The sequence below is a fragment of the Stenotrophomonas sp. 1337 genome, from assembly GCF_031455455.1.
In the GTDB taxonomy this organism is placed as follows: Bacteria; Pseudomonadota; Gammaproteobacteria; order Xanthomonadales; family Xanthomonadaceae; genus Stenotrophomonas; species Stenotrophomonas indicatrix.
Map to the genome: position 1 here is coordinate 168155 of NZ_JAVDSR010000010.1, position 25984 is coordinate 194138.

The 25984-nt window shown below is 66.4% G+C and carries 24 protein-coding genes and 1 rRNA gene; 8 read left to right on the plus strand and 17 right to left on the minus strand.

Translation table 11 applies throughout. From position 1 onward, the window contains the following. Positions 1-12 precede the first annotated feature (12 nt). Genes dnaG through J2X70_RS15020 form a run of 3 tightly spaced genes read left to right on the plus strand, consistent with a single transcriptional unit; the run spans position 13 to position 3291 of the window. Positions 13-1752 carry a DNA primase gene (gene dnaG, locus J2X70_RS15010; protein WP_279208788.1) on the plus strand — a complete coding sequence of 580 codons (1740 nt, stop codon included), beginning with the start codon at positions 13-15 and terminating at the stop codon, positions 1750-1752. Between the two features lie 26 nt (positions 1753-1778). After that, positions 1779-2279 (plus strand): protein tyrosine phosphatase family protein, encoded by a 501-nt coding sequence (locus tag J2X70_RS15015; RefSeq protein ID WP_025878280.1) that lies wholly within the window; start codon positions 1779-1781, stop codon positions 2277-2279. 40 nt (positions 2280-2319) lie between these two features. After that, positions 2320-3291 carry a bile acid:sodium symporter family protein gene (locus J2X70_RS15020; RefSeq protein WP_059065745.1) on the plus strand — a complete coding sequence of 324 codons (972 nt, stop codon included), beginning with the start codon at positions 2320-2322 and terminating at the stop codon, positions 3289-3291. A 123-nt stretch (positions 3292-3414) separates the two neighbouring features. Here J2X70_RS15020 and cyoE read toward each other — a convergent pair whose 3' ends face one another. Genes cyoE through J2X70_RS15040 form a run of 4 tightly spaced genes read right to left on the minus strand, consistent with a single transcriptional unit; the run spans position 3415 to position 6823 of the window. Beyond that, entirely contained in the window at positions 3415-4308 is an 894-nt protein-coding gene (cyoE, locus tag J2X70_RS15025) for a heme o synthase (protein WP_033830169.1), read from the minus strand. 4 nt (positions 4309-4312) lie between these two features. Continuing rightward, complete coding sequence (locus J2X70_RS15030; protein WP_025878285.1) at positions 4313-5476, minus strand: COX15/CtaA family protein; 1164 nt, start codon at positions 5474-5476, stop codon at positions 4313-4315. A 10-nt stretch (positions 5477-5486) separates the two neighbouring features. Next, the gene (locus J2X70_RS15035; RefSeq protein ID WP_309911037.1) at positions 5487-6056 is read right to left on the minus strand and encodes a hypothetical protein; all 570 of its coding nucleotides are present in this window, start codon (positions 6054-6056) and stop codon (positions 5487-5489) included. A gap of 50 nt (positions 6057-6106) precedes the next feature. Continuing rightward, on the minus strand, positions 6107-6823 hold the full coding sequence (locus J2X70_RS15040; RefSeq protein WP_080150744.1) for an SURF1 family protein: 717 nt from the start codon (positions 6821-6823) through the stop codon (positions 6107-6109). A 57-nt stretch (positions 6824-6880) separates the two neighbouring features. On the opposite strand from J2X70_RS15040, the gene J2X70_RS15045 reads away from it, so the two are divergent. Then, positions 6881-7099 (plus strand): twin transmembrane helix small protein, encoded by a 219-nt coding sequence (locus J2X70_RS15045; protein ID WP_010484233.1) that lies wholly within the window; start codon positions 6881-6883, stop codon positions 7097-7099. A gap of 53 nt (positions 7100-7152) precedes the next feature. On the opposite strand, the gene J2X70_RS15050 is transcribed toward J2X70_RS15045, so the two are convergent. The 6 genes from J2X70_RS15050 to J2X70_RS15075 form a co-directional block, all read right to left on the minus strand. Further along, positions 7153-8028 carry a cytochrome c oxidase subunit 3 gene (locus J2X70_RS15050; RefSeq protein ID WP_025878291.1) on the minus strand — a complete coding sequence of 292 codons (876 nt, stop codon included), beginning with the start codon at positions 8026-8028 and terminating at the stop codon, positions 7153-7155. A 14-nt stretch (positions 8029-8042) separates the two neighbouring features. Then, positions 8043-8633, minus strand: a complete 591-nt coding sequence (locus tag J2X70_RS15055; protein WP_025878292.1) for a cytochrome c oxidase assembly protein — start codon at positions 8631-8633, stop codon at positions 8043-8045. Then, on the minus strand, positions 8630-8824 hold the full coding sequence (locus J2X70_RS15060; protein WP_309911041.1) for a hypothetical protein: 195 nt from the start codon (positions 8822-8824) through the stop codon (positions 8630-8632). The genes J2X70_RS15055 and J2X70_RS15060 overlap by 4 nt, the downstream gene beginning before the upstream one ends. Before the next feature lie 8 nt (positions 8825-8832). Continuing rightward, a complete protein-coding gene (ctaD, locus tag J2X70_RS15065) occupies positions 8833-10440 on the minus strand; it encodes a cytochrome c oxidase subunit I (protein ID WP_309911043.1) in 1608 nt (535 codons plus the stop codon). Positions 10441-10501: 61 nt separating this feature from the next. Continuing rightward, complete coding sequence (coxB, locus tag J2X70_RS15070; protein WP_309911044.1) at positions 10502-11419, minus strand: cytochrome c oxidase subunit II; 918 nt, start codon at positions 11417-11419, stop codon at positions 10502-10504. 50 nt (positions 11420-11469) lie between these two features. Beyond that, positions 11470-11946, minus strand: coding sequence for a DUF2244 domain-containing protein (locus tag J2X70_RS15075; RefSeq protein WP_309911046.1), 477 nt, complete (start codon positions 11944-11946; stop codon positions 11470-11472). Between the two features lie 273 nt (positions 11947-12219). On the opposite strand from J2X70_RS15075, the gene putA reads away from it, so the two are divergent. Continuing rightward, the gene (gene putA, locus J2X70_RS15080; RefSeq protein WP_309911048.1) at positions 12220-15438 is read left to right on the plus strand and encodes a bifunctional proline dehydrogenase/L-glutamate gamma-semialdehyde dehydrogenase PutA; all 3219 of its coding nucleotides are present in this window, start codon (positions 12220-12222) and stop codon (positions 15436-15438) included. An 88-nt stretch (positions 15439-15526) separates the two neighbouring features. On the opposite strand, the gene J2X70_RS15085 is transcribed toward putA, so the two are convergent. The 4 genes from J2X70_RS15085 to J2X70_RS15100 all read right to left on the minus strand — a co-directional run bounded on the left by J2X70_RS15085 (position 15527) and on the right by J2X70_RS15100 (position 19240). After that, a complete protein-coding gene (locus J2X70_RS15085) occupies positions 15527-16597 on the minus strand; it encodes an AAA family ATPase (protein ID WP_309911049.1) in 1071 nt (356 codons plus the stop codon). Beyond that, on the minus strand, positions 16584-17192 hold the full coding sequence (gene pnuC / locus J2X70_RS15090; RefSeq protein ID WP_279208780.1) for a nicotinamide riboside transporter PnuC: 609 nt from the start codon (positions 17190-17192) through the stop codon (positions 16584-16586). The genes J2X70_RS15085 and pnuC overlap by 14 nt, the downstream gene beginning before the upstream one ends. A gap of 71 nt (positions 17193-17263) precedes the next feature. Further along, positions 17264-17704 carry a hypothetical protein gene (locus tag J2X70_RS15095; RefSeq protein ID WP_140228272.1) on the minus strand — a complete coding sequence of 147 codons (441 nt, stop codon included), beginning with the start codon at positions 17702-17704 and terminating at the stop codon, positions 17264-17266. A gap of 108 nt (positions 17705-17812) precedes the next feature. Further along, on the minus strand, positions 17813-19240 hold the full coding sequence (locus J2X70_RS15100) for an outer membrane protein transport protein (protein ID WP_025878303.1): 1428 nt from the start codon (positions 19238-19240) through the stop codon (positions 17813-17815). 226 nt (positions 19241-19466) lie between these two features. On the opposite strand from J2X70_RS15100, the gene J2X70_RS15105 reads away from it, so the two are divergent. Continuing rightward, on the plus strand, positions 19467-20159 hold the full coding sequence (locus J2X70_RS15105; RefSeq protein ID WP_025878304.1) for a rhomboid family intramembrane serine protease: 693 nt from the start codon (positions 19467-19469) through the stop codon (positions 20157-20159). Positions 20160-20245: 86 nt separating this feature from the next. Here the strand turns inward: J2X70_RS15105 and J2X70_RS15110 are convergent, their stop codons facing one another. Then, positions 20246-21715: a S41 family peptidase gene (locus J2X70_RS15110; protein WP_032975636.1), complete on the minus strand. Its 1470-nt coding sequence runs from the start codon at positions 21713-21715 to the stop codon at positions 20246-20248. Positions 21716-21822: 107 nt separating this feature from the next. Then, entirely contained in the window at positions 21823-23052 is a 1230-nt protein-coding gene (locus J2X70_RS15115) for a peptidoglycan DD-metalloendopeptidase family protein (RefSeq protein ID WP_223483365.1), read from the minus strand. Positions 23053-23221: 169 nt separating this feature from the next. On the opposite strand from J2X70_RS15115, the gene J2X70_RS15120 reads away from it, so the two are divergent. Both J2X70_RS15120 and J2X70_RS15125 read left to right on the plus strand, forming a co-directional pair. Further along, a complete protein-coding gene (locus J2X70_RS15120) occupies positions 23222-23884 on the plus strand; it encodes a hypothetical protein (RefSeq protein ID WP_032975637.1) in 663 nt (220 codons plus the stop codon). Between the two features lie 78 nt (positions 23885-23962). Then, on the plus strand, positions 23963-25678 hold the full coding sequence (locus J2X70_RS15125; protein WP_218788463.1) for a M28 family metallopeptidase: 1716 nt from the start codon (positions 23963-23965) through the stop codon (positions 25676-25678). 215 nt (positions 25679-25893) lie between these two features. Here the strand turns inward: J2X70_RS15125 and rrf are convergent. Beyond that, a 5S ribosomal RNA gene (rrf, locus tag J2X70_RS15130) occupies positions 25894-25984 on the minus strand; the annotation flags it as partial.

Consider the following 25984-nt stretch of genomic DNA (forward strand, 5'->3'; position numbering starts at 1 on the left):
GCCTCGTTGCCCATGGCCCGTATCCCCGACGCTTTCATCGACGACCTGCTGGCCCGCTCCGACATCGTCGAGGTGGTGGGCAGCCGCGTGCCGTTGAAGCGCCAGGGCAAGGAGTACGCCGCGCGCTGCCCGTTCCATGACGAACGCTCGGCCTCGTTCACCGTCTCGCCGACCAAGCAGTTCTATCACTGCTTCGGCTGCGGCGCGCACGGCACGGCCATCAGCTTCCTGATGAACTACGACCGCCTCGAGTTCCTCGACGCGGTGGATGAACTGGCCAAGCGTGCCGGCATGGAAGTGCCGCGCAGCGAGAATCCGCGCAGCGCCCAGCAGCAGGATGACAGTCGCGAGCTGTATTCGGCGCTGGACGCGGCAACCAAGTTCTTCCAGAAGAACCTTGAGGGCAGCGAGAAAGCCCGCAGCTACCTCGATGGCCGCGGCGTGGATGAAGAGAACCGCGCGCGCTTCCAGATCGGCTATGCACCTGATGGCTACAGCGGCCTGCGCGACGCACTGGGCAAGGACGAGCGGCGGATGAAGCTGCTCGACCGCGCTGGCCTGTTCTCCAAGAACGACCGCGGCCACGTCTACGACAAGTTCCGCGACCGGGTGATGTTCCCGATCTTCGACCGCCGTGGCCGGGTGATCGCCTTCGGCGGGCGCGTGTTCGAGAAGGATGACGGCCCCAAGTACCTCAACTCGCCCGAGACCGCGCTGTTCCACAAGGGCCGCGAGCTGTACGGCCTGTGGCAGGTGCGCCAGTCCAACCAGAAGATCGAGCGCTTGATCGTGGTCGAGGGCTACATGGACGTGGTCTCGCTGTTCCAGTTCGGCGTCACCCAGGCAGTGGCGACGCTGGGCACGGCAACCACGCCGGACCATGCCGAGCTGCTGTTCCGCAACGCGCCGGACGTGTTCTTCTGCTTCGATGGCGACGCCGCCGGCCGCCGCGCCGGCTGGAAGGCGCTGGAATCGGTGCTGCCACGCATGAAGGACGGCCGCCAGGCCTTCTTCCTGTTCCTGCCCGACGGCGAAGACCCGGACAGCATCGTGCGCAAGGAAGGTGCCGAGGCCTTCGACGAACGCTTGAAGCAGGCCACGCCGCTGTCGCAGTTCTTCTTCGACGAGCTGACCCGCGAGATCAACCTGGGCACCCTGGACGGCAAGGCACGGCTGGCCGAGCGCGCCAAGCCGATGCTGGCGCAGATTCCCGATGGTGCCTTCGGCGACCTGATGAAGCAGCAGTTGGCGCAGCTGACGGGGCTGGGCGGCAACGCGCAGGCGGGCCGGCCGCAGATGCCGCAACGCGCCGCTCCGCGCACGATCCAGCCGGCGGCCAAGCGCAGCCTGGTGCGTGGCGCGATCGCCGTCCTGCTGCAGCAGCCGTCGCTGGCCCTGACCCTGGGCGGCAAGCACCACTTCCAGGGCCTGCGCCTGCCGGGCGTTGAGCTGCTGCTGGAATTGCTGGGGCTGGTCGAACAGCGCCCGGACATCAGTACCGGCGCCCTGCTCGAGCATTTCGACGGCCGCGAAGAACAGGCCTCACTGCACACCTTGGCCGCGCAGACGCTGGCGGGCGATGAAGCGATGTGGACGGTGGAACTGCATGACGCGGTCGGCCAGCTGGAGAAGCAGCTGCTGTTCCAGCGGATCGACGACCTCAACGCCAAGCAGCGACAACAGGGTCTGGACGATACTGACAAGTACGAGATGCGCGAGCTGCTGAAGGCGCGCGCCAATCTGCGCCTATAGCGGCAGAAGACATCCCCGGAGAGAGCATGCTGCTGCGCCTGACCTGCCTGCTGTTGTTGTCGCTCTGCCCGATCCTGCCGGCCTGGGCTGCGGACCCTGTTCTTGCTGAAGTCCGCCCCGGCCTCTACGCCGGTGGCCAGCCCACGGCCGCGCAACTGCACGAACTGGCTGCCCAAGGCGTGCGCACGGTAATCGACCTGCGCCAACCCGATGAAGATCGCGGCTTCGATGAAACACGCGAGGCCGAAGCGCTCGGCCTGCGCTATGTGCGCATCCCGGTAGCCGGCGCCGAGGGCCTGGATGCCACCAACCTGCGCGCCGTGCACCAGGCGCTGCAGCAGAGCCAGGGGCCGGTGCTGCTGCACTGCGCTTCCGGCAACCGCGCCGGTGCCGTGCTCGGCCTGGTCAACGCACGCTACGAACACGCCAGCCCGGAACAGGCGCTGCAACTGGGCCAGCGAGCCGGCCTGAAGTCGTTGGAAGCGGCCACCCGCGAGCGTCTGGCGATCCCTTCTCCCACCCCCTGATTCCCGGGGTAATCCCCCCGCACCAAGGAGCCCATCCACCATGACCCGCTGGTGGTCGCGCCTGCGACCGGACAACTTCACCCTCGCCCTGCTGTGCACCGTCGGCCTGGCCTCGCTGCTGCCGATGAAAGGCGCCGCCGCCCTGGTGCTCGACGATGTCACCACCGTCGCCATCGCCGCGCTGTTCTTCCTGCACGGCGCGCGCCTGCCGCGCGAATCGATCATCGGCGGCATGCTGCACTGGCGCCTGCACCTGACGATCCTCGCCTGCACCTTCATCCTGTTCCCGCTGCTGGGGCTGTTGTTCAAGCCGTTGTCCGGCAGGCTGCTGACGCCTGAGCTGTACCTGGGCGTGCTGTTCCTGTGCACCCTGCCCTCCACCGTGCAGTCGTCCATCGCGTTCACCTCGATGGCGCGCGGCAACGTGCCGGCGGCCGTGTGCAGTGCCTCGCTGTCGAGCATCCTCGGCGTGTTCCTCACGCCCCTGCTGCTGACCGCGCTGGCCGGTACCTCCGGCGGCGTGCACGACCCGCTGCATGCCATCGGCGGCATCATGCTGCAGCTGCTGGTGCCGTTCGTGGCCGGCCACCTGCTGCGCCCGTGGATCGCCGGCTGGGTTGAGAGGCAGCGCGCGCTGCTGCGCTACACCGACCAGGCCACGATCCTGCTGGTGGTGTACTCGGCATTCGGCGAAGCGGTTACCGAGGGGTTGTGGAGCAAGACACCGCTGCTGTCGCTGTTCGCGGTGGCGGTGGTGGCGGCGGTACTGCTGGGCATCGCCATGCCGCTGATCACCTTCATCGCCCGCCGCCTGCGCTTCAACCGCGAAGACGAGATCGCCATCGTGTTCTGCGGCTCGAAGAAGAGCCTGGCCACCGGCGTTCCGATCGCCAAGGTGCTGTTCGCCGGTGGCAGCCTCGGCGCGATCGTGCTGCCGGTGATGATCTATCACCAGATCCAGCTGATCGTCTGCGGCGTGATCGCGCAACGGTATGCCAAGCGCGCGCCCTGACCTGTGGAACAGCCATCCACGCATGGCGTGGATCTACTGTCGGCCGGGCCCACAAAAGTAGATCCACGCCATGCGTGGATGTTTCACAGGTAGCGCCGGGCCATGCCCGGCGGCGTCACCCCGTCACAACCAGGGCAGGATCCAGTGGTCCACCAGCAGGAAGGCGAACAGCGCCATCAGGTAGACGATGGAGTAACTGAACATCTTCATCGAGAACAGCTCGTCCGGCGGGTTGAGCATGCGCCAGGCGTACCAGAGGAACACCGCGTTGAGCACGATCGCCCCACCCAGGTAGAACGCTCCGCTCATGCCAACCAGGTACGGCAGCAGGCAGACCAGCGCCAGCACCACCGAGTACGCCATGATCTGCTTGCGCGTGTGCACCACGCCATGGGTGACCGGCAGCATCGGGATTTCCGCCTTGGCGTAATCCTCGCGACGGAAGATCGCCAGCGCCCAGAAGTGCGGCGGCGTCCAGATGAAGATGATCAGCACCAGCAGCGACGAGTACGCCCAGTCCGACTGCCCCTGCATGCCGGTTACCGCCGCCCACCCCAGCATCGGCGGCATCGCACCGGCCAGACCACCGATGACGATGTTCTGCGAGGTCGCACGTTTCAGGTAGACGGTGTAGATCACCGCATAACCGATCAGCGAGGCGAAGGTCAGCACCGCGGTGATCCAGTTCACCCACAGCACCAGGATCGCCATCGACAGCACGATCAGCACGCCGGCGAATACCAGCACCTGCCACGGCTTGACCTTGCCCACCACCAGCGGACGCCACGAGGTGCGCGCCATCTGCGCGTCGATGTGCGCATCCAGCAGCTGGTTGATGGCTGCAGCGGCGGACGCGGCAAGCCAGATGCCGAGGAAGCCGAGCAGGCCGGCACGCACCTGCTCCCAGCTGGGCACGCCGGGAATGGCCAGGACCATGCCGACCAGGGCGGTGAAGACGATAAGGGCAACGACCTTGGGCTTGGTCAGGTCCCAGTACTGGCGATAGTTGGAAAACATGGGATCAGTCCGGGGCACGCAGGCGGGCCAGCAGGCTGACCAATACAAACAACAGGGCAACGGCAACGCCGTTGTGCGCCACTGCCACTTCCAGCGGCAGCGCCAGCTTCACGTTGAGGATGCCGAGGGTGACCTGCAGCACCAGCAGCGCGACCAGGGCCGAAGCCCAGCCGCGCATGCTCGGCAGCCGGAACAGGCGCAGGCCCAGCCACAGCAGGTAAACGGCAACGACGATGGCAAACAGGCGATGGGCCATCTGGATGGCGATGCGCGAGGCACCGTCGAGCACGCCGCCTTCGTAGTCCACGCCGATACCGCGCCACAGGGTGAAGCCCTCGGCGAAGTTGTGCTGCGGCCACCACTGGTTGGCACAGCGCGGGAAGTTGTCCAGCGAGGCGCTGCCGCCGCCACACGCCAGCGCCGCGTAGTTGGCGCTGACCCAGCCACCCAGCGCGATCTGGGTGACCAGCACCGCCACGCCAATGCGCAGCAGCCACTTCAGCTTCGGCGCCTCAGCCAGGGTGATCGGCATGTGCGTGGCACGCCAAGCCATCCACACCAGCAGGCCGAACATCAGCATGCCGCCCAGCAGATGACCCATCACCACGATCGGCTTGAGCAGCAGGGTCACCGTCCACATGCCCAGCAGTGCCTGGAAGATCACCACCGCCAACGTCAGCAGCGCAGCGCGCGCCAGGTCGATGTTGCTCCAGCGCAGCGCCGCGATCAGCAGGATGGCCTCACCAACCAGCGCCAGCGCGCTGGCGGTTCCATGCCAGCCCATCATGTACAGCGGTATGCCCGCGGCCACCAGCACGCAGGCGGTGACCACCGCCGTGCTTCCGAAACGCCGCTTGCGCGTGGCCAGCAGGGCCAGGGTCAGGATCTCGATGCCGAGCGCGCCGGCCAGGAAGCGGTGCACCTGCTCACGCCAGGCCTTGTGTGTTTCCAGCGGACGGATCTCCGCTGCCGGGTGGCCGATGGTCTCTTCCACGTGCTGCGGCCAGGTCGCCTGCCCATAGCAGGTCGGCCAGTCCGGGCAGCTCAGGCCGGCATCGGACAGGCGCACGAAGGCACCGAACATGATCGTGCTCGCGGTCATGATCATGGCGAACCACGCCAGGCGGTGGAAATTGCGGTGCAGCGCCGGACGCGCGGAAAGGCTCATCAAACGGGACTCACTTCAGTTTCAGCAACGTGGCCATGTCCTTGCGCAGGCCGCCGAGATCGCTCCCGGGGGCATGACGCATGATCACGAAGCCGTTCGGATCGATCACGTAGACCGGCAGGCCCGCCGGATCATCGACGCCAGGCAGCGCCGCGCGCAGGGCTGGCGACGGGGCCAGCGGCCGCAGCGCGGGCAGCGAGGCGATCGACGCCGGTGGCGTTCCCAGCCACAGGATCTCGACATTATCGGCGTTATGGCCGAACAGCTGCCACACCTTGCCCAGTCCCTGCGACAAAGTGACGCACTGCGCGTCGCAGGCTCCGGCCGGGGCCACCAACAGGCGCCATGTGCGCGCCTCGGGGTTCCAGGGGTAGGCCGCGCCATTGGCCAGCGTCGGCAGTTGCTGGCGCAGATCCACCGGCGGCTTCAGCAATTGCCCTGCATTGCGGTGCGCGGTTGGCTGCCAGCCGGAGAAACGCAGGAGGGCGGCCAGCGCCATCGCCCCGAAGAAGACGGCGAACAGCAGCACCAGGGTCCGGCGGCCGTTGCCGCGCGCCTGCGGGGAGGTAGCAGTGTTCATGCAGGGCATTTTCTCATGGTTGGGAAAGGGATGCCGGCCAGCGGCCGGCACTACCGGGCAACGGGCCGTCTTCTGCGCCATTCCAGTACCAGCGCCACCACCAGCACGGTCAGCGCCAGCCCGAACCACTGCACGGCGTAACCCAGGTGGCGCTGCGGCGGCAGCGTGTTCGGCAGCAGGTCGAGATCGCGCTCATCGCCGAACGGCAGCGCCGGGTCCAGCCGCAGCACGCGCTCGGGCAACGATGGCAGGCCCAGTGCCGCAGCCAGGCCATCGGCGGGAAGGCGACTGGCCAGCCAGCGCCCTGCAACATCGGTGGTAGTGAACGCCGGCCCCAGCGCCAGCCCGGACGAAGGGGGCGGCGCCAACAGGCCTCGCACGGCCACCGGCGACGGCGGTGCCGGCACCACCGGCAACCTGCGGTCCGGCGGCAGCGCGCGCCAGCCAAGGTCCACCAGCAACACGCTGCCCGCATCGCTGCGGAACGGACGATAGATCTTCACTCCGGCGCGGCCGTGGCGGGTCTGGTTGTCCAGCAGCACCACGCCCGGCAGGAAGCGACCGTGATCGGCCACGCCATGCAGCGCGCCCTGCGCCGCCAGCGCCTGCGCCAACGGCAGCGCCTGCGCCACAGCTGGCCCCTGTGCATCCAGCAACGCCTGCTTGGTCTGCATCCGCTGCAGCTGCCACAGCCCCAGCGCGGTGAATCCGGCCATCGCCAGCAACGCCATCAGCCAGCCGATCAGGCGCGTGTGCTGGCGCATCATGACAAGTCCGCGCAAACGCGGTCAGATAGGCACATCCACCCTGCCCTCGAGCCGCGCATGAGTGATTCGCTGAAGACCCTGCTGGTAATCGCGTTTCTGATCGTCATCGTCTGGAATCTGGGCGCCGGCCTGTATTACCTGCTGGTGGACCGCGGCCAGACCAAGCGCACGGTCAATGCACTGACCCGCCGCATCGGAGTGTCGGTGGCGTTGATCGTACTGGTGATCGTCAGCATCTACATGGGCTGGATCAAACCGCACGGCATCGGCGGCTGACGCCCCATCAGACCAGGCAGCGCCGGCGGCTGACGCTGCCGACGCCTGCGCGGTCAAAGCACGTAGACGAACAGAAACAGCATCAGCCACACCACGTCGACGAAGTGCCAGTACCACGCGGCCGCTTCAAAGCCGAAATGGTTGTCGCGGGTGAAGTGTCCCTTCGCCGACCGCAGCCACATCACGATCAGCATGATCGTTCCCAGCAGTACGTGTGCGCCGTGGAAGCCGGTCAGCATGAAGAAGGTCGAACCGTAGATGCCCGAGCCGAGCGTCAGGTTCAATTCCTTGTAGGCGTGGATGTACTCCTCGGCCTGCAGGGTCAGGAAGCCAAGGCCGAGCAGCACGGTCAGGCCCAGCCAGATCAACAGCTGACGGCGGTTGCCCGCCTTCAGCGCATGGTGGGCGATGGTCAGGGTCACGCCCGAGGTCAGCAGGATCAGCGTATTGATCAGCGGCAGGCCCCAGGCCGGGATCGTCTGGAACGCGCCACCGATCGCCGCCGGGCCATTGGTCGGCCAGCCGGCCGAGTAGCCCTGCCACAGCAGCTCGTTGGTCATCACCCCGCGCCCTTCGCCGCTCAACCACGACAGGCCGAGGTGGCGGGTGTAGAACAGGGCACCGAAGAAGGCACCGAAGAACATCACTTCGGAGAAGATGAACCAGACCATCCCCATCCGGAACGAACCATCCACCTGCCGGTTGTAGTTGCCGGCCTGCGACTCGCGCACCACATCGCTGAACCACCAGAACAGGGTCAGCACCAGCATCGCCACGCCGATGTAGAAGGTCCAGCGGCCCCAGCTGGCGTCATTGAGCCAACTGGCCACGCCGACCATGGTCACCATCATCGCGATGGAACCGACGAACGGCCACTTGCTCTGGGCCGGGACGAAGTACACGTTGGCGTCGGTAGGTGTCTGGGCCATGGTCGGTATCCGGGTCAGGGAGCAGCGTGGGCGCCTTCCGACGTGGCGGCGGGCGCCAGCCGATCGGACAACGCATCGTTGCGGTAGAAGGTGTAGGACAAGGTGATCGTGCGGATTTCCGGCGGCAGGTCCGGATCGACGATGAAGCGCACCGGCATGTCGCGCTTCTCGCCGGCCTGCAGGGTCTGCGCGGTGAAGCAGAAGCACTCGGTCTTGCTGAAGAACCCGGACGCGCGTGCCGGCGCCACCGACGGCACCGCGCTGCCGACCACGGCCTGCTGGCTGTCGTTGCGGGCGAAGTACAGCGCCTCGTTGAGCTCGCCAGGCACCACATCCATGGTCAGCTGCTCGGGATGGAACGACCACGGCAGCCGCGAATTGACGCCACCATCGAATTCCACCCGCACGGTGCGCTTGCCGGTGGCAGCACCGGTACTGGCTTCGCTGCCCGGGCCACGTTCCAGGCGCACGCCGAATACCTTCTCGCAGGCGATGCGATACAGCGGTACCAGCGAGAACGTCAGCAGGAACACCACCACCGCAACGCCGATCAGGCGCGGCAGGCCGGCGCTGCGTGACGGAGCGGTGGCCGGTGTTTCGCTCATCGACCGATCACGCCGCTGAGGATGAAGCCGACGTAGACCAGTACGGCGATCGCGCCCACCCACAGCGCGGTGCGCTTGGCGCGCTGGCGCTGCTCCGCATAAAGCGCGGTGCCCGGCCGCTGGCCTGGCGATGCGCTTGCGGCCACGCGTGGCTCGGCTCTGGCCGGGGTGATCGGGCTCTCGTTATGCATGCATCACCTCAATGACCGATATCGTCGTGGGCCAGATCACCCGGGCGGATGGTCGGCGGCGTGGTGAAGGTGTGCGCCGGTGCCGGCGACGGCAGCGTCCACTCCAGACCGCGCGCGCCTTCCCAGGAGCGGGCCCCGGCCTTCTCGCCATTGCGCAGCGAGGACAGCAGGATCGCAGCCATCATGAACGGCGTGGCGAACATGCCGAACGCACCGATCGAGCTGATCAGGTTCCAGTCGGCGAACGCCACCGAGTAATCGGGGATGCGGCGCGGCATGCCGGCCAGGCCCAGGAAATGCTGCGGGAAGAACAGCAGGTTGACGAACACGATCGACCACCAGAAGTGCACCTTGGCCCACTTCTCGCTGTACATGCGCCCGGTCCACTTCGGCCACCAGTAGTACACCGCCGCGATCAGCGCGAACACCGCGCCGGTCACCAGCACGTAGTGGAAGTGGGCGACCACGAAGTAGGTGTCGTGATACTGGAAGTCGGCGGCCACGATCGCCAGCATCAGGCCGGAGAACCCACCGATGGTGAACAGGATGACGAACGCCACCGACCACAGCATGGGGGCTTCGAACGTGAGCGAGCCGCGCCACATCGTGCTGACCCAGTTGAACACCTTCACCCCGGTCGGGATCGAGATCAGCATGGTGGCGAACATGAAGTAGATCTCACCGCCCAGCGGCATGCCCACGGTGAACATGTGGTGGGCCCAGACAATGAACGACAGGAACGCGATCGCCGCAGTGGCGTAGACCATCGCCTGGTAGCCGAACAGCGGCTTGCGGCTGAAGGTCGGGATGATCTCGCTGACCACGCCGAAGGCGGGCAGGATCATGATGTAGACCTCGGGATGGCCGAAGAACCAGAAGATGTGCTGGAACATCACCGGGTCGCCACCACCGGCCGCATTGAAGAAGCTGGTGCCGAAGAACTTGTCGGTCAGCAGCATCGTCACCGCACCGGCCAGCACCGGCATCACCGCGATCAGCAGGAACGCGGTGATCAGCCAGGCCCAGCAGAAGATCGGCATCTTCAGCAGGTCGATGCCGGGCGCGCGCATGTTCAGCACCGTGGCGATGATGTTGATCGCGCCCATGATCGAACTGATGCCGGCCACGTGGATGGCGAACACGGTGAACGCCACGTTGTAGCCGCCCTGCAGCGACAGCGGCGGGTAAAGCGTCCAGCCACCGGCCGGCGCGCCACCGGGCAGCAGGAAGGTCAGCAGCAGCAGGCTGAAGGCCACCGGCAGCAGCCAGAACGACCAGTTGTTCATGCGCGGCAGCGCCATGTCCGGCGCGCCGATCTGCAGTGGGATCATCCAGTTGGCCAAGCCGACGAAGGCCGGCATCACCCCGCCGAAGATCATCACCAGCGCGTGCACGGTGGTCAGCTGGTTGAAGATTTCCGGACGGATGTACTGGATGCCGGGCTGGGCCAGTTCCAGCCGGATCAGCACGCTCATGAACGCGCCGATGACGAACATGATGAAGCTGAAACCCAGGTACAGCGTGCCGATGTCCTTGTGGTTGGTCGAGAAGAACCAACGCTCGAAGAAGCTCTGCGGGTGATGGTGATCGTCGTGCCCAACTGCCGAGTGCGCCATTGCAAAACACCTCTCAGGATCGGTTGTCGCCGCAGCCGCAATACGGCCGCGGGCAGTTACATCAGGCTCCGCTGGCCGCCGCCGCAGGCGTGTTGCCGGCCTCGGCGGCTGCCGGTGCCGTCGGCTGCGCCGGCATTTCACTGGCAGGTGCGGTGGGTTCGGCGGGCGCGGCAGGCGCTGCCGGTGCAGGCGCCGGTTTGCGCTGCGCCAGCCACTGCTTGAATTCTTCCTTGGACACCGCCTCGACCACGATCGGCATGAAGCCATGGTCCTTGCCGCACAGCTCCGCGCACTGGCCGCGGTAGACACCGGGCTGCTCGATGCTGGTCCAGGCTTCGTTGATGAAGCCGGGAATGGCGTCCTGCTTCCAGCCCAGCGCCGGCACCCACCATGCGTGGATCACATCGTCGGAGGTGATGACGAAGCGCACCTTGGTGTCCACCGGCAGTACCAGCCGGTTGTCGACATCCAGCAGGTAGTGCGGATGGCTCTCGCGGGTCGGTACCTTGCCACTCTGCCGCATGCGGTCGGACTCGCGGTCCAGGCGGCTGGTGAAGGTCACGTTCTCGCCCAGGTACTCGTACTTCCACATCCACTGGTAGCCGGTGACCTTGACCGTCATCTCGGCATCGCGGGTGTCGTACATCTTGATCAGGTTGGTCGTGGCCGGCCACGCCATCACCACCAGGATGATCACCGGGATCACCGTCCAGATGACTTCGGCCTTGGTGTTGTGGCTGAAGGTGGCAGCGACAGCGCCCTTGGACTTGCGGAACTTGAACATCGCGTAGGCCATCGCGCCGAACACGATCACGCCGATCACCGTACAGACGATCAGCGAAAGGTTGTTCGATTCCCAGGCCAGGCGCGAGGTCTGGGTCACCCCCTTGCCCATGTTCAACTGCCACGGCTTTGGATCGGCCGCCTGGGCCAGCACCGTCCCCGTCATCGACAGCAGGGCCCCCATCGCGGCGGCCATTGCAACGCACTTCGTGCCCCACCCTCTGCTTTGCTTCATTGCCTAGACCCTTAGCGTCGTCGGTTGCCGCCATCGCTGGCGGCGAGCAAATCTTCAAGCGTTTCAACAAGCGTTTGACGTTCGGCCGGCGCGAGGAAACTCCCCACCTCCACCTGCCGGCCGCTGGATGCCAGCCGGACCCTCTGGTCGTCGGTGAGCAGGCGCACCCAGTGCGGATGAGCCCGGAACACCGGCGATCCACCGGGCACGGGGATGACCTCCACGCACGCCGGCACTACCCGGATTTCCTCCTGCCGTTCACCGCTGCGCCACAACTCGCGCAACGCAGCTGCCAGCAACAGGCTGTACAGCAACGCGAACAGGGGGGCGAATGCGTTGCCGGCCACCCACCCGAAGGCGGACACCAGCCACATCACTCCCGACAACACAGCAAACAACAGGACGAACTGCCGGGCATCGAGCGCCCGTGGGGGACGCAGTCGCAGCTGCGTACCTGACCCATCCGGAGCTGTAAGCACCTCGATCATGTCGCAACCGCGTTCCTGCCGCGGGAAACGTCTCGATGGTAGCCCTGCCCTCTCGCCGGTAGCAAGGGTGCATTCACACTTTTTCCGATGCTGCAATACAGCATGGGCCCAGCGGAACGAATGACGAATTCGGCACAAAACGGCCCGACTTTGCTGAACACGCTGAATCCACCACCGCTAGGGGCTATCAGCATTCATGAAGGTGGCTGCGCGGGCCTTCCTGAAGTCGAAAAAATGATTAAAATCGCCAAGTTTTCCACTGGCCGGACCGGCATGAACGCACCCTCCTCTCCCATTGCCGCCAGCGACGCCCCGCGTCCCTCGGCGCTGCTGTCGCCGGAACTGCCGGCGTCCCCCAACCCGTTCCGCCAGGCCATCACCGATGGTTGGCTGAAGGACGAGGCCAGCCATGTGCGCGAACTGCTGGCGCAGGCACGCCTGCCGGCCGACGAGCAGGCCAAGGTGCAGGCGCTGGCCGCCGACCTGGTCGCCCGGGTGCGTGTGCGCGCCAAGGACCAGGGCGCGATCGAAGCCTTCATGCGCCAGTACGACCTGGGCAGCGAGGAAGGCGTGCTGCTGATGTGCGTGGCCGAGGCGCTGCTGCGCATTCCGGACCAGGAGACCGCCGACAAGCTGATCCGCGACAAGCTGGCCGATGCCGACTGGGAAAAACACCTGGGCGGCAGCGACTCGGTGCTGGTCAACGCCTCCACCTGGGGCCTGATGCTGACCGGCAAGCTGGTGCAGATGAACGACGCCACCCGCGCCGATGCGCCCAGCGCGTTCAAGCGCCTGGTCGGCCGCGTCGGTGAGCCGGTGGTACGCCTGGCCGTGCGCCAGGCGATGAAGATCATGGGCCACCAGTTCGTCATGGGCCGCACCATCGGCGAAGCGCTGGCACGCTCGCACAAGGGCGACAGCGCCAGCTACCGCTACTCGTTCGACATGCTCGGCGAAGGCGCGCTGACCATGAAGGACGCCCTGCGTTACCTGGAAGACTACCGTCGTGCGATCCACGCCATCGGTGGTGACCACAAGTCGCGCGGTGGCCGTGCCGATGGCGACGTCAACAACGCACCGGGCATCTCGATCAAGCTGTCGGCGCTGTACCCGCGCTACGAGCACGCCAAGCGCGCGCGCGTGCTGAAGGACCTGGTGCCCGGCGTGCTGGAACTGGCGCAGCTGGCCAAGAGCTACGGCATCGGCTGCACCGTCGACGCCGAAGAGTCCGATCGCCTGGAACTGTCGCTGGACATCATCGAGCAGGTGTTCGGCGATGCCTCGCTGGCCGGCTGGGATGGCTTCGGCGTGGTCGTGCAGGCTTACCAGAAGCGTACGCCGTACACGATCGACCACCTGGCCGACATGGCGCGTCGCGCCGGTCGTCGCCTGCAGGTGCGCCTGGTCAAGGGCGCCTACTGGGACGCCGAGATCAAGCGCGCGCAGATCGAAGGCTATGCCGGCTACCCGGTGTTCACCCGCAAGCAGAACACCGACGTGTCCTACCTGGCGTGTGCCAAGCGTCTGTTTACCCATGCCGACGCGATCTACCCGATGTTCGCCACGCACAACGCACACACCATCGCCGCAGTGCGCAGCATCGCCAACGGTGGCGTCTACGAGCACCAGAAGCTGCACGGCATGGGTGATGACCTGTACGCCGAAGTAGTGCCGGCCGATCGCCTTGGCCTGCCCTGCCGCGTGTACGCGCCGGTTGGTTCGCATGAAGACCTGCTGCCGTACCTGGTGCGTCGCCTGCTGGAAAACGGCGCCAACTCCAGCTTCGTCAACCGCATCACCGACGAGCGCGTGCCGATCGCCGACCTGGTCCGCGATCCGGTTGAGATGGTGTCCTCGTTCGAATCGATTCCGCATCCCAAGATCCCGCTGCCGGTTGACCTGCTGCGCAGCCAGAACCACGACAGGAAGAATTCCATGGGCGCCAACCTCGCCAACGACAACGAACTGCGCGCCTTGGCCGAGCAGCTCAACGCTGCAGTGAAGCCTTGGCAGGCCGCACCGCTGGTGCCGGGCGCGAACCCGACCGGTGCCTCGCTGCCGGTGACCAACCCGGCCGACACCCGTGAAGTGGTCGGCCAGTGGCAGGCGGCCGATGCCGCCACCGTGCAGAAGGCGCTGGCCAATGCCGTGGCCGCACAGCCGGCCTGGAACCGCACCCCGGCCGCCAGCCGCGCCGCCATCCTCGAGCACGCCGCTGACCAGCTGGAAGCGCGCATGCCCGAATTCATGGCGCTGTGCGTGAAGGAAGCCGGCAAGAGCCTGCCCGACGGCATCGCCGAAGTACGCGAAGCCGTGGACTTCCTGCGCTACTACGCCAAGCAGGCACGCGAGCAGTTCAGTCACGCCGAGAAGCTGCCCAGCCCGACCGGCGAATCCAACGAACTGCAGCTGCATGGCCGCGGCGTGTTCGTCTGCATCAGCCCGTGGAACTTCCCGCTGGCGATCTTCCTGGGCCAGGTGGCTGCCGCACTGGCCGCCGGCAACAGCGTGATCGCCAAGCCGGCCGAGCAGACCAACCTGATCGGCTACTACGCAGTGAAGCTGCTGCACGATGCCGGCGTGCCGGCTGACGTGGTGCAGTACCTGCCGGGCGATGGCGCCACCGTCGGCGCCGCGCTGACCGCCGACCCGCGCGTGGCCGGTGTGGCCTTCACCGGCTCCACCGACACCGCCCGGGCGATCAACCGCGCGATGGCTGCACGCGATGCCGCCATCGGCGTGCTGATCGCCGAGACCGGCGGCCAGAACGCCTTCATCGCCGACTCCTCGGCACTGCCGGAACAGCTGGTCAAGGACGCCATCGGTTCGGCCTTCACCTCGGCCGGCCAGCGCTGCTCGGCCGCGCGCGTGCTGTTCGTGCAGGACGACATCGCCGACAAGGTGATGACCATGCTGGCCGGTGCGATGAAGGAACTGAAGGTCGGCAACCCCGGTCTGCTGTCCACCGACGTCGGCCCGGTGATCGACGCCGATGCACTGAAGATCCTGCAGGACCACGCCGCGCGCATGGACCGCGAAGCGCGCCTGATCGCTGCGGCCGAACTGTCCGCCGAAGCGGCCAACGGCACCTTCTTCGCACCGCGTGCGTACGAACTGAAGGACCTGGGCCAGCTGCAGAAGGAAATCTTCGGGCCGGTCCTGCACGTGATCCGCTGGAAGGGCGACCAGCTCGACGCGGTGATCGACCAGATCAACGCCACCGGCTATGGCCTGACCCTGGGCGTGCATTCGCGCATCGACGAAACCGTCGACCGCATCAGCAACGGCGTCCACGTCGGCAACGTCTACGTCAACCGCAACCAGATCGGTGCGGTGGTCGGCGTGCAGCCGTTCGGCGGCCAGGGCCTGTCCGGCACCGGCCCCAAGGCCGGCGGCCCGCACTACCTGCTGCGCTTCGCCACCGAAAAGACGGTGACGGTGAACACCACCGCCGCCGGCGGCAACGCCTCGCTGCTGACCCTGGGCGACTGATCCCAGGCGTCATGCAGTAAACGAAAAACCCCGCGAAAGCGGGGTTTTTTCATGTTGGGCGGATGCGGGCCTGCCAGCCCCTGGCAGCTCATTCCGCCACCACACTGAACCGGTTGTCCGCACGCCTCACCAATTCCTCCAGCACCCGCGCGATACGCATCTCCAGGTCACCTTCCAGCAGCACGTATTCCATCCCACGCGCCTGCAACTGCTGCAGATACCACGCGTGTTGCTGCATGCGGAATTCCTCGCCCACACGCGTCCCATCCTGCTCGAACGGGATATCCGGGGCGCACAGGAACAGCAGGTCGTACGCACGCGCCGCGGCCCGCTGCAGTGGTTCGGGCGCAGTGCCGAACATCCAGCCGCTGTAGCCCAGCGTCACCAACGGCGTGGTATCGCAGAACACCCAGCGATATGCATGCTGCGCGGCCTGGTGCTCGTGCTGCGGCTGGGTCGCAGCGATACGCAGCAGATCCTGCGCCTGCAGCTCGCCGCCCTGCTGCTCCCACAACGTACGCCCGAACTCCGGCACCCATGCCGTACCCAGGCGCTCGGCCAGCACCCGCGCCAGCGTGCTCTTGCCCGTTGACTCACCGCCGATGAAGGCCACCCGCTGCACATGGTCGGCATAGACCGACCGGCTCAGGCCCTGTCGATGCGCATGCGGATCGGCGCGCAGTTCGGTACCACTGGCCTGACCGATGTCGGTCGAACGCTCCAGCCGATGGTGCTGCACCGGCGCATTGAAATGCTGCGCCAGGGCTGCAGCGAAACCATCGCCGTAGTCTTCACCGGTGAAAACAGCCTGCACCGGTCCGCCAAACAACGCCGCGCACAGCCATGCGGTGAACGCGCGTTGCACCTGCTCACTGTCCTTGTCCTGCGGCAGCGCACGTACGGGAACACCCTGTTGCCTGCACAACGCCGCCAGCCGCGCATCATCCAGCACCGCCACCGTCGCTTGCGGAAAGCGCGCGCGCAGCCAGCGCTCGCGGCGCTCTGCGCTGTAGCCGGCAAAGCCCGGCTGCGACCAGCCGATCACCAGCAGCTGGGTGCAGCGGGCAGAAGCAAATTCGATCAGGCGCTCGTGGCCGAGGTGGAGCGGGCAGAACTTGCCGACCACCAACCCGCGCGGTACCCGCTCAGGCAATGCCATCGGCCGCCCTGCCCGTATCCGCTTTGGCGCGCATCAGGTGCCGCCAGTGACGCAGCGCCACCAGCGCGTTGATCCAGAAACCGACGTACAGGATCGAGGTCAGTTGCAGCCCGCGGCTGTAGTACAGCGGCACCGCGATGGTGTTGACCAGCAGCCACACCCACCACGATTCCAGCTTGCGCCGCATCATCAGGATCTGTGCGATCACGCTCAGCACCAGCACCGCCGAGTCGATGTAGGGCGCATACGCATTGGTCAGCCGGGTCAGCATCCAGCCGTAACCGAAGGTCGCCAGCACCGCCAACGGCAGCAGCCAGCTCCACGCGCGTGCTGGCAAGCGGGTGATGGGCAACGGCGCGCCATGGTCACCACGCAGCCACTGCCACCAGCCGAACACGCTGATGACCACGAAGAAGAACTGCAGGACCATGTCCGCGTACAGGTGGGAGCGCTCGAACACCGCAGCGAACAACGCGCAGCCGACGATGCCCAGCCACCACGTATGCACGTTGTTGCGGCCGGCCAGCAGGATCGAGCCGGCAACGGCGATGTTGGCAGCCAGCTCCAGCTGGAAGTTCGGGTCGGACAGGTTCATCGCGCTATTGTCGCGTAGATCCGCGCCCCGCGGGATTGAGCCAGTAGATCCACGCCATGCGTGGATGGAAATCAAGCGCGCACGCGCACCAGCAGCCGGGGCGCTGCGCTACCCCAGCGGCCCAGTTGATGGTGCGGCGCCATCACAGGCGCGAGCCAATCCGGTGCTTCGATATCCCAGGTCACGCCATCGAACGGATGCGGCCAAGGCGTTCCCTGCGGATTCGGCGAATGCAGGAACAGCGCGCTCTGGCCGCTATCCGGCGCCAACACCACCCAGCACTGGGTGTCCTGCCGCCTGCAGGCCACCGCGCGCTCGAGCAGCCGCAGCAACGCGGCGGCAACGGCGGTGCGATCACTGCCGTGGCGATTGCCACGCCCCTTCCAGTCCAAGTGGGTATGCCAGTAGTCGAACCATTCCGATGCGAGCGCATCCTGCAGCGCCACGGTGGCCCTCGCCTCTTCGGCGGCCCAGTAGCGGGTCATCTTCTTCAGGTATCGGCGATCGGCCATCAGGCCATTGTCGCGTAGATCCACGCCATGCGTGGATGCAGATCCCCGGAAAAAAGAAGCCCCGCTTGCGCGGGGCCTCCTTCGTACTGCTTCAGGCAATCGCCGGAATCAGAACTTGTACTGCATCGACGCAGCCAGCACGTCGCCGGTGACCTTGTACTTGCCGACAACGTTGTTGGCGGTAGCGGAGGTCGAGTTGATGTTCGGATCCTTGGTGAACAGGTGGGTGTAGCCCACGCTGTATTCCATCTTCTCCGACGGCGCCCAGGTCAGGCCCAGCGACAGCCACTTGCGGGTGGTATCCGGCACGCGGACGTCACGGTGGGCGTCGGTGGTCGGGGTCTGGTCATAGGCCAGACCGCCACGCAGGGTCAGCTGCTCGTTCAGACGGTACTCGGTACCGATCGAAGCGAAGGTGGTGTCGCGGTAGTGGAACGGCAGCACGCTGTCGGGCTGGTTGGAGTCGTAGTCGACGCGCACTTCGTCGAACTTGCTCCATGCGGTGCGCGACACGTCGGCCATGATCTTCCACTGGTCGTTCACGCGGTGCGTGAAGCTGACGGTGGCGCTGGCCGGCAGGGTGATGGTCGCGCGGCCGTTGCTGTCAACGAAGGTGCCCGGAGCAGCCTGCGCCAGGAACGCGGCAGCAGCCGGGGTCATGGTGAAGTCGGCCTTGCCGTCGGTGATCTTGTGTTCGACTTCCGAGCGGTAGCTGAAGGCGATGTTGGTGCCTTCCACCGGGCTGACGGTCATGCCCAGGGTGTAGCCGACGGACACTTCGTCGCCCTTGATGCGCAGGTAACCATCAGCGGTACCCGGCGAGAAGCCGAGCTGTGCGGCCTGGCGGCCAGCGGCCTGGGCAGCGGCCTGGGCCTGTGCCGGGGTGCGGCCAGCGGCCAGTGCAGCGGCGGCAGCGCGCTGCTGGGCGCTGGCGTTGATGGCGGTACCGCCGTCGACGGCGCTGGTCAGGTCGACATTCAGGCGCTCGGCGAACACCGACGCACCGAACGACAGGTACGGGTTGACGTCGTAGGAGAAGGCCGCACCCAGGTCGATGGCCTGCAGTTCGGTCTTGACGCCGTTGTAGCGGCCGACCCAGTCACGGTCGTATTCGGTCTTGAAGCCGAACGGCACGGTCAGCGACACGCCGAAGTGCATGTTGTCCTTCTCGCCGAACGGCACGTGGAAGTACGCGGCCGGAACCGGAGCGATCATGCCGGCGTCGCCGCCGTTGCCGCCGGAAATCGGAGCGCCGTTGGCATAGCGGCCTTCGCCGCGGAACTTGGCGCCGAAGCTGATGGCGCTGACGTCACCCTGGATCTGGGTGCCTTCCAGCAGGCGCATCGAGGCCGGGTTGGTAGCGACCACCGAGGCATCGCCTTCGGCAGAGGTGGAACCAGCGAAGGCGCGGCCCAGGCCCTTGGCGCTGTTTTCCTTCAGCTGGAAGGCGGCGGCATTGGCGTCGGCGGCGGCCAGCGCACCGGCAACGCCGACGGCCAGCAGGGTCAGGCGGGCAATGGTAGAAGCAGTTTGCATCGTAGTTCTCTCTCCGGTAAGCGGTGATGGTGCTCTAAGTGCGCCTGCGCCCGACAGGCCGGATGGCCTTTCGAAGCGCGCCGGATTCCCCTCCCGACATACGACGCCGTATGCGAGTATTACCCAGAGCCGTTAATGAAACAATAACAGCGCTGGCGCATTCTTCGTCGCAAAAGCTGAACAGGCTCCTTCCCCGCCAAAAGCGCCCGCACGCTAGGCTAGTGCCATGTTTGTCTCCCTCCCCTCGCGCAAGAAGGCGACCCTGCGCTGGGCTACACCCGTGCTGTTTGCGGCACTGTGGCTGGCATTCCTGTGGTCGATCTCGCGCCCGGACGATGCCCGCGGAAGCCTGTGGCTGGACTGGGGCGCCCTGTCCACCGGCCTGACCCACCCGCTGGACTGGTGGGCAACGCTGCAGGACGGCAGCGTGCTGCGCCTGTTCACCGCCCTGTTCCTGCACGCCGACTGGTCGCACCTGCTGGGCAACCTGGTGTTCCTGCTGATCTTCGGCCTGCCGGCCGAGCGGGTGCTGGGCCCGTGGCGGTTGCTGCTGCTGTTCCTGGTGGGCGGGGCGATCTCCAACCTGGTCGCGATCTACACCATGGGCAGCCCGGACCAGATCATCATCGGCGCCAGCGGTGCGGTGTCGGCGCTGATCGGTGCCTATCTGGCGCTGTTCCCCGGCGCGCGCCTGGGCGTGGTGATCCCGCTGGGGCTGTTCCTGGAGTTCGTGCGCGCCCCGGCCTATCTGCTGATCGGTGTGTGGGCGGCGCTGCAGGTGGTGTTCGCCTACATCGGCCCGACCTTCGGCATGGTCGCTTGGTGGGCGCACATCGGGGGCTTCGTGTTCGGCGTGGTGTACGGCATGTACGTGCGCGCGGCGATCGCGCGGCGTCTGCGCAAGCGGCACGGGTTCTAGCGTCCGCTTGCTGAATTCTGCGAAACGCCCGAGCCATGCTCGGGCGGTGTCCGCACATCAGTCGAGCATGGCTCGACGCTACGCAATCAAGGCTTGGCCGGGATCTCTGCAGGCTTGGCTTCGGGCTTGGCTTCGGGCTTCGCTTCCGGCTTTGCTTCAGCCTTGGGCTCCGCCTTCGGTGCAGGCTTGGCGGCGGCCTTTGCTGCCCTGTCCGCTTCGGCCTTCGCAGCTTCTGCCTTCAAGCGCGCCGCAACCGAACCCGGGTTCTTCAGTTCGGCCAGTGCATCGTTGATCGGGCCATCGCCCGGCAACACGGCGCCTGCGTGGTAGCCCTCGGTACCTTCCTCGTCACCGCGCAGGTGGCCCGGCAGCGTCGCTTCACTGTAGTCACTCAGGCTGGCCGGCAATGCCTCGTCTTCCGGACGCGGTGCTGCCTTCAGTTCCACTTCCGGCACGATACCGGTGGCCTGGATCGATTTACCGCTGGGTGTGTAGTAGCGCGCCGTGGTCAGCTTCACCGAATCGCCGTTGTCCAGCGGCAGCACGGTCTGCACCGAGCCCTTGCCGAAGGTGCGGCTGCCGATCACGCGCGCGCGCTTGTTGTCGCGCAGTGCGCCGGCCAGCACTTCCGATGCACTGGCCGAACCGGCATCGACCAATACCACCACTGGCGCGCCCTTCAGCAGGTCGCCCGGGGTTGCGTCGAAGCGTGCATCGCTGATGCTGATGCGGCCGCGGGTGCTGACGATGTTGCCCTTGTCGAGCAGATCATCGGCCACCTGCACCGCAGCGGTCAGCAGACCACCCGGATTGCTGCGCAGATCCAGCACCAGCCCCTTGAGGTTGCCGCCGGACTGCTTCTGCAGCTGCTGCAGGTGCTTCTGGAAATCAGAGCCGGTGTCGGCCTGGAACGTGCTCAGGCGGATGTAGCCATAACCCGGTTCCAGCAGGCGGCTGCGCACGCTGGTCACGCGGATCGTCTGCCGGGTCAGGCTGACGTCGAAGGGCTTGGGCTTGCCGTCGCGGACGATGGTCAGCACCACCTTGCTGCCGGCCGGGCCACGCAGCGGTTCGCTGGCATCGATCGCGCTGATCGGCTTGCCATCGATGGCGATGATCAGGTCGCCGGCGAGGATGCCGGCCTTGGCCGCCGGCGTGTCGTCGATCGGCGAGATCACCTTCATGCTGGCATTGTCCGGCTGCTGCTGCAGCTCCACGCCGATGCCTTCATAGGCGCCATTGGCCTGTTCGTCGAACGCCTCGGCATCTTCCTTGTTGAAGTAGGTGCTGTGCGGATCGAGGTCGAGCAGCAGGCCGCGCACAGCCGACTGCATCAGCTTGTTGTCATCGACCGGATCGACGTAGGCCGCGCGCACCGCGTTGTAGACGGCCACGAAGCGCCGGATATCGTCCAGCGGCACCTTCGAGGTCACCGCCTCCTCGCTGCTCGCCGCCTTCCCGGGAGTTTCCTTCAACGGGACGGGGGCGGTCTGCTGTGCCCAGGACAGGGCCGGCAACAGAGCCAGCAAGAGGGTGGCGGTACGGGCTGCGCGCATGGATCACTCCTGTCGACGATGGCATCGTGCCCAAGGCACATGCACCGATTATGCGCGAAGCGTGGCTAAATTCCCGTTGAATCCGCCCTGCTGCGGCCAGGCGGAATTCAGCGCCGCTGCAGCCAGCTGTCCGGATTGACCGGTTGCCCGCCGCGGCGCAGTTCGAAGTACAGCGCCGTCACGCCCTGGCCACCGGAGTTGCCGACCTTGGCCACTGCATCGCCACGGCTGACCCGCGCACCGGCATCTTTCAGCAGGGTGTCGTTGTGCGCGTACAGGCTCATGTAGCCGTTGCCATGGTCGACGATCAGGATCATGCCGTAGCCGGTCATCCAATCGGAGAACACCACGGTACCGTCGGCCACGGCGGTGACGGTGCTTCCGGCGGGTGCGCCGATCAACACGCCACTGCTGGTACGGCCATCCGGCAGCTTGCCGCCATAGCGGGCCAGCAGATTGCCCGACAGTGGCCAGCCCAGGCCACCCACCTTGGGCGCTGGTGCCGAGGCCACGGCCGGCGGGATCTTGGTTGCCGGTGCCGGACGGCCTTCGGCCTTGGCCTGGCGTGCGGCCTTTTCGGCAGCGGCCTTCTCCGCAGCGGCCTTGCGGGCGGCGGCACGGCGCTCGGCCTCGGCACGGGCCGCCGCAGCGCGCAGGTTGGCCAGCAAGGTTTCCAGCGCCTTGGCGTCCTGGCCCAGTGCCTGTTCCTTCTCGCGCTTGTCCTTGAAGCGCTCTTCCAGCGAAGCGACGGTCTGCGCACGCTCGCGACGGTCCGATGCGAGCGTGGCGACCTGCTGCTTCTGGTCGCGGTGAGTGCCCTGCAACTGCTGTTGGCGCTGGGCGATCTGTGCCTGCAGCGTCTCCAGTTCCTTGAGGTCGGCCGTCAGCGTGGTGATACGCTGCGCGCGCTCGCGCTGCAGGTAGCGGTGATAGGCCAGCGCACGGTTGGCATCGGCCACCGTGTCCTGCGAAAGCAGCAGCTTCAACGGCGCGTGGTTGCCAAGCTGGTAGGCCGCGCGCAGCAGTCCGGCCAGTTCGCGATTCTGCTTTTCCAGGTTGGACTGCAGTGCATTGCGCCGCTGTTCGGCCTGGGCCAGCGCTTGGGTCTGCTCGCGCAGCGCCGATTCGGTCTGGGCCAGCGCACGACCACTGCGTGCCACCTTTTCATCGGCCTCGCGCAGCTGCTGTGACGCCTGTCCGCGCTGGCCCTCGATCTGCCGGCGCTCCTGCGCCACGCCCTTCAGTTCGGTGCGCAGCTTCTGCAGCTTGCGTTCGGCCTCGCGGGCCGAAGAGGTCTGCGCCGCACCCGGCAATGGCAGCGCCAGGGCCAGCGCCATTCCCAGCAACAGGCAACGTCCACCGCGCAGGGTGGCGATGTGATGCCGGCGTGAGGGGAAGACGTTGTTGCGCAAGGGCTTTCCAGTGACTTCAGGCAGATGCGGAGACGTGCAGGGAATGGTGACATCTCCGCACGCGGCCTGCCAGCCGCACAACAACGAGGTTCCCATGAAAGCTCTCTCCATTCCGCTGCTGTTGGGCATTGCGCTGGCCAGTGGCCCGGCCTGGGCCCAGGCAGACGTGAGCAAGGTCAACGGCAGCATCAGCGCCGATCCGGGCCAGCGCTACGGCAAGCTGGACACCGTCAATGGTGGCATCCGTGTCGGCGAAGGCGTGGAAACCGGCAGCATCGACACCGTCAACGGCGGCGTCAAGGTCGCCGATCGTGCGCGCACGGGCAGCATCGAGACCGTCAACGGCGGCATCCGCCTGGGTCGCGAAGTGACGGCCCACGGCGATGTCAGCACGGTCAACGGCAGCATCTTCAGCGACCAGGGCAGCCAGATCGAAGGCGGCGTGGAAACCGTCAACGGTGGCATCGGCCTGGTCGGCAGCCGCGTGCGCAAGGACGTGGAGACCGTCAACGGCGACATCACCGTCGGCATCGGCTCACAGGTCGGCGGTGGCGTGCATGTGCGCAAGCCGAACTTCAGTGTCTCGCTGACGGCCAGTCGCAAGCCGCGGGTCATCATCGGGCCGAATGCCGTGGTCAACGGCAGCCTGCTGTTCGAGCGCGAGGTGGTGCTGTACGTCCACCGCAGTGCGCGCATCGGCCCGGTCACCGGCGCCGATCCGATCCCCTTCGATACCGATACCGCCCCGGCCGACTGAGCCTGCGGCTTGGGCGATACTCCCCGCTACCGGTCGCGCGTGCTGCGTGGCCGTCCCTTGTGTTTCCAGGAACCGATGATGCCCCGCAAACTCCTCCTGTGCCTGGCCGCCGCGGCCGCGCTCAGCGCCTGCAAAGGCGAAGACACCCCGGCTCCGGCGCCCAGCGTCGACAGCGCCGCCAAGCCGGCCACGCACACCTTCTCAGCGGCGATCAACGCCGCCGACTTCGCCGAGATGGTGAAAACCCTGGCCTCTGACGAGTTCGAAGGCCGCTCGCCCGGCAGCAAGGGCGAAGAACTGACGGTCAACTACATCCGCGACCAGATGCAGCGCATCGGCCTGCAGCCCGGCAACGGCGACAGCTGGTTCCAGGACGTGCCGATGACCGAGACCACGGCCGATGAATCGACCGTGCTCACCCTCACCCAGGGCGGCAAGACCCGCGAACTGAAGTTCGGCACCGACATGGTGGTGGGCACCCGTACCGGCCAGACAGAAGTGAAGGTCGATGCCAGCGACCTCGTCTTCGTCGGCTACGGCGTGGATGCGCCGGAGCAGAAGTGGAACGATTACGCCGGCCAGGACTGGAAGGGCAAGACGGTGGTCATGTTCGTCAACGACCCGGGCTTCCATGTCGATAACGAAAAGCTGTTCGACGGCAAGCGCATGACCTACTACGGCCGCTGGACCTACAAGTTCGAGGAAGCTGCGCGCAAGGGAGCTGCTGCCGCGCTGATCGTCCATGACACCGCAGGCGCTTCGTACGGCTGGGACGTGGTGAAGAACTCCTGGGCCGGCCCGCAGTACGACCTGCCGGCCAAGGACGATGCGGAGCCGCGCCTGCCGGTACAGGGCTGGTTGAGCGCCGACGCGGCCAAGGCCCTGTTCGCCGGCGCCGGGCTGGATCTGGACCGGGCCTACAAGGACGCCAGCAAGCCCGGCTTCAAGCCGGTACCGCTGAAGGCAACCGCTTCGGTGGACCTGAAAAGCAAGGTCGCGCAGAAGCAGTCGCGCAACGTGGTGGGCGTGCTGCCTGGCAGCAAGCGTGCCGACGAGGCCGTGCTGTACATGGCGCACTGGGATCACCTCGGCAAGCACGAGGGCGAACAGGGCGACAACATCTACAACGGTGCCGTCGACAACGCGACCGGCGTGGCCGGCATCCTTGAGGTGGCCGAAGCGATGGCCCATCAGGAACCGAAGCCGGAACGTTCGGTGGTGTTCCTGGCGGTGACCCTGGAAGAATCCGGCCTGCTGGGTTCGAAGTACTACGTCGCCCACCCGACCTTCCCGCTGGACAAGATCGCTGGTGTCATCAACATCGATGCGATGTCGGTGGCCGGTCGTGCCAAGGACGTGACGGTGACCGGCTTCGGCAGTTCGGAGCTGGAAGACATCCTCAAGCCTCTGGCTGCAGCCCAGGATCGCACCCTGCACGGCGAGACCTCGGTGCAGAGCGGCTTCTACTTCCGTTCGGATCACTTCAATTTCGCCAAGGCGGGTGTGCCGGCGCTGTATGCCGACGGCGGTGAGGACCTGCGCGACGGCGGTGTCGAGGCTGGCCGCAAGGCGGCCGCCGACTACGGTTCCAACCGTTACCACGGCCCGAAGGACGAGTATGACCCGGCCACCTGGAAGCTGGATGGCACGGTCGAGGACCTGCAGCTGATGTATGGCGTCGGCAAGGAACTGGCCGGCGGCGATCGTTGGCCCAACTGGTACGAAGGCAATCCGTTCAAGGCTGCCCGCGACACGATGATGAAGGCCAAGGCACCGGCCGCTGCGGCGAAGTAAGTCCCCCAGCCGTTGAGTTCCAAAGAAAGCGGCGCCCTTGGGCGCCGCTTTTTTGTGCGTGAGTGCTGGGACCCGGTAGTGCCGGCCGCTGGCCGGCTGGCACTTGCAGCCGCGTGATGTTCATGAGGTTGCCGGCCAGCGGCCGGCACTACCTTCAGTTTCTCGCGCGCAAAGAAAAACCCCGCTGCGTGAGCAGCGGGGTTTTTGGATGTAAACCCTGGCGATGACCTACTCTCGCATGGCTTAGGCCACACTACCATCGGCGCAGCTACGTTTCACTTCCGAGTTCGGGATGGGATCGGGTGG

Bases quoted from the DNA above. Each gene is read 5' to 3' on its own strand.
- J2X70_RS15045 (WP_010484233.1), top strand. From the start codon at position 6,881: ATGAGTGATTCGCTGAAGACCCTGCTGGTAATCGCGTTTCTGATCGTC.
- ctaD (WP_309911043.1), bottom strand. From the start codon at position 10,440: ATGGCGCACTCGGCAGTTGGGCACGACGATCACCATCACCCGCAGAGC.
- J2X70_RS15105 (WP_025878304.1), top strand. From the start codon at position 19,467: ATGTTTGTCTCCCTCCCCTCGCGCAAGAAGGCGACCCTGCGCTGGGCT.
- J2X70_RS15020 (WP_059065745.1), top strand. From the start codon at position 2,320: ATGACCCGCTGGTGGTCGCGCCTGCGACCGGACAACTTCACCCTCGCC.
- J2X70_RS15115 (WP_223483365.1), bottom strand. From the start codon at position 23,052: ATGGCGCTGGCCCTGGCGCTGCCATTGCCGGGTGCGGCGCAGACCTCT.
- J2X70_RS15110 (WP_032975636.1), bottom strand. From the start codon at position 21,715: ATGCGCGCAGCCCGTACCGCCACCCTCTTGCTGGCTCTGTTGCCGGCC.
- dnaG (WP_279208788.1), top strand. From the start codon at position 13: ATGGCCCGTATCCCCGACGCTTTCATCGACGACCTGCTGGCCCGCTCC.
- cyoE (WP_033830169.1), bottom strand. From the start codon at position 4,308: ATGTTTTCCAACTATCGCCAGTACTGGGACCTGACCAAGCCCAAGGTC.
- J2X70_RS15125 (WP_218788463.1), top strand. From the start codon at position 23,963: ATGCCCCGCAAACTCCTCCTGTGCCTGGCCGCCGCGGCCGCGCTCAGC.
- J2X70_RS15120 (WP_032975637.1), top strand. From the start codon at position 23,222: ATGAAAGCTCTCTCCATTCCGCTGCTGTTGGGCATTGCGCTGGCCAGT.
- J2X70_RS15035 (WP_309911037.1), bottom strand. From the start codon at position 6,056: ATGAACACTGCTACCTCCCCGCAGGCGCGCGGCAACGGCCGCCGGACC.
- J2X70_RS15085 (WP_309911049.1), bottom strand. From the start codon at position 16,597: ATGGCATTGCCTGAGCGGGTACCGCGCGGGTTGGTGGTCGGCAAGTTC.
- coxB (WP_309911044.1), bottom strand. From the start codon at position 11,419: ATGGCCGCCGCGATGGGGGCCCTGCTGTCGATGACGGGGACGGTGCTG.
- J2X70_RS15055 (WP_025878292.1), bottom strand. From the start codon at position 8,633: ATGAGCGAAACACCGGCCACCGCTCCGTCACGCAGCGCCGGCCTGCCG.
- J2X70_RS15015 (WP_025878280.1), top strand. From the start codon at position 1,779: ATGCTGCTGCGCCTGACCTGCCTGCTGTTGTTGTCGCTCTGCCCGATC.
- J2X70_RS15095 (WP_140228272.1), bottom strand. From the start codon at position 17,704: ATGGCCGATCGCCGATACCTGAAGAAGATGACCCGCTACTGGGCCGCC.
- J2X70_RS15060 (WP_309911041.1), bottom strand. From the start codon at position 8,824: ATGCATAACGAGAGCCCGATCACCCCGGCCAGAGCCGAGCCACGCGTG.
- J2X70_RS15100 (WP_025878303.1), bottom strand. From the start codon at position 19,240: ATGCAAACTGCTTCTACCATTGCCCGCCTGACCCTGCTGGCCGTCGGC.
- J2X70_RS15030 (WP_025878285.1), bottom strand. From the start codon at position 5,476: ATGAGCCTTTCCGCGCGTCCGGCGCTGCACCGCAATTTCCACCGCCTG.
- putA (WP_309911048.1), top strand. From the start codon at position 12,220: ATGAACGCACCCTCCTCTCCCATTGCCGCCAGCGACGCCCCGCGTCCC.
- J2X70_RS15075 (WP_309911046.1), bottom strand. From the start codon at position 11,946: ATGATCGAGGTGCTTACAGCTCCGGATGGGTCAGGTACGCAGCTGCGA.
- pnuC (WP_279208780.1), bottom strand. From the start codon at position 17,192: ATGAACCTGTCCGACCCGAACTTCCAGCTGGAGCTGGCTGCCAACATC.
- J2X70_RS15040 (WP_080150744.1), bottom strand. From the start codon at position 6,823: ATGATGCGCCAGCACACGCGCCTGATCGGCTGGCTGATGGCGTTGCTG.
- J2X70_RS15050 (WP_025878291.1), bottom strand. From the start codon at position 8,028: ATGGCCCAGACACCTACCGACGCCAACGTGTACTTCGTCCCGGCCCAG.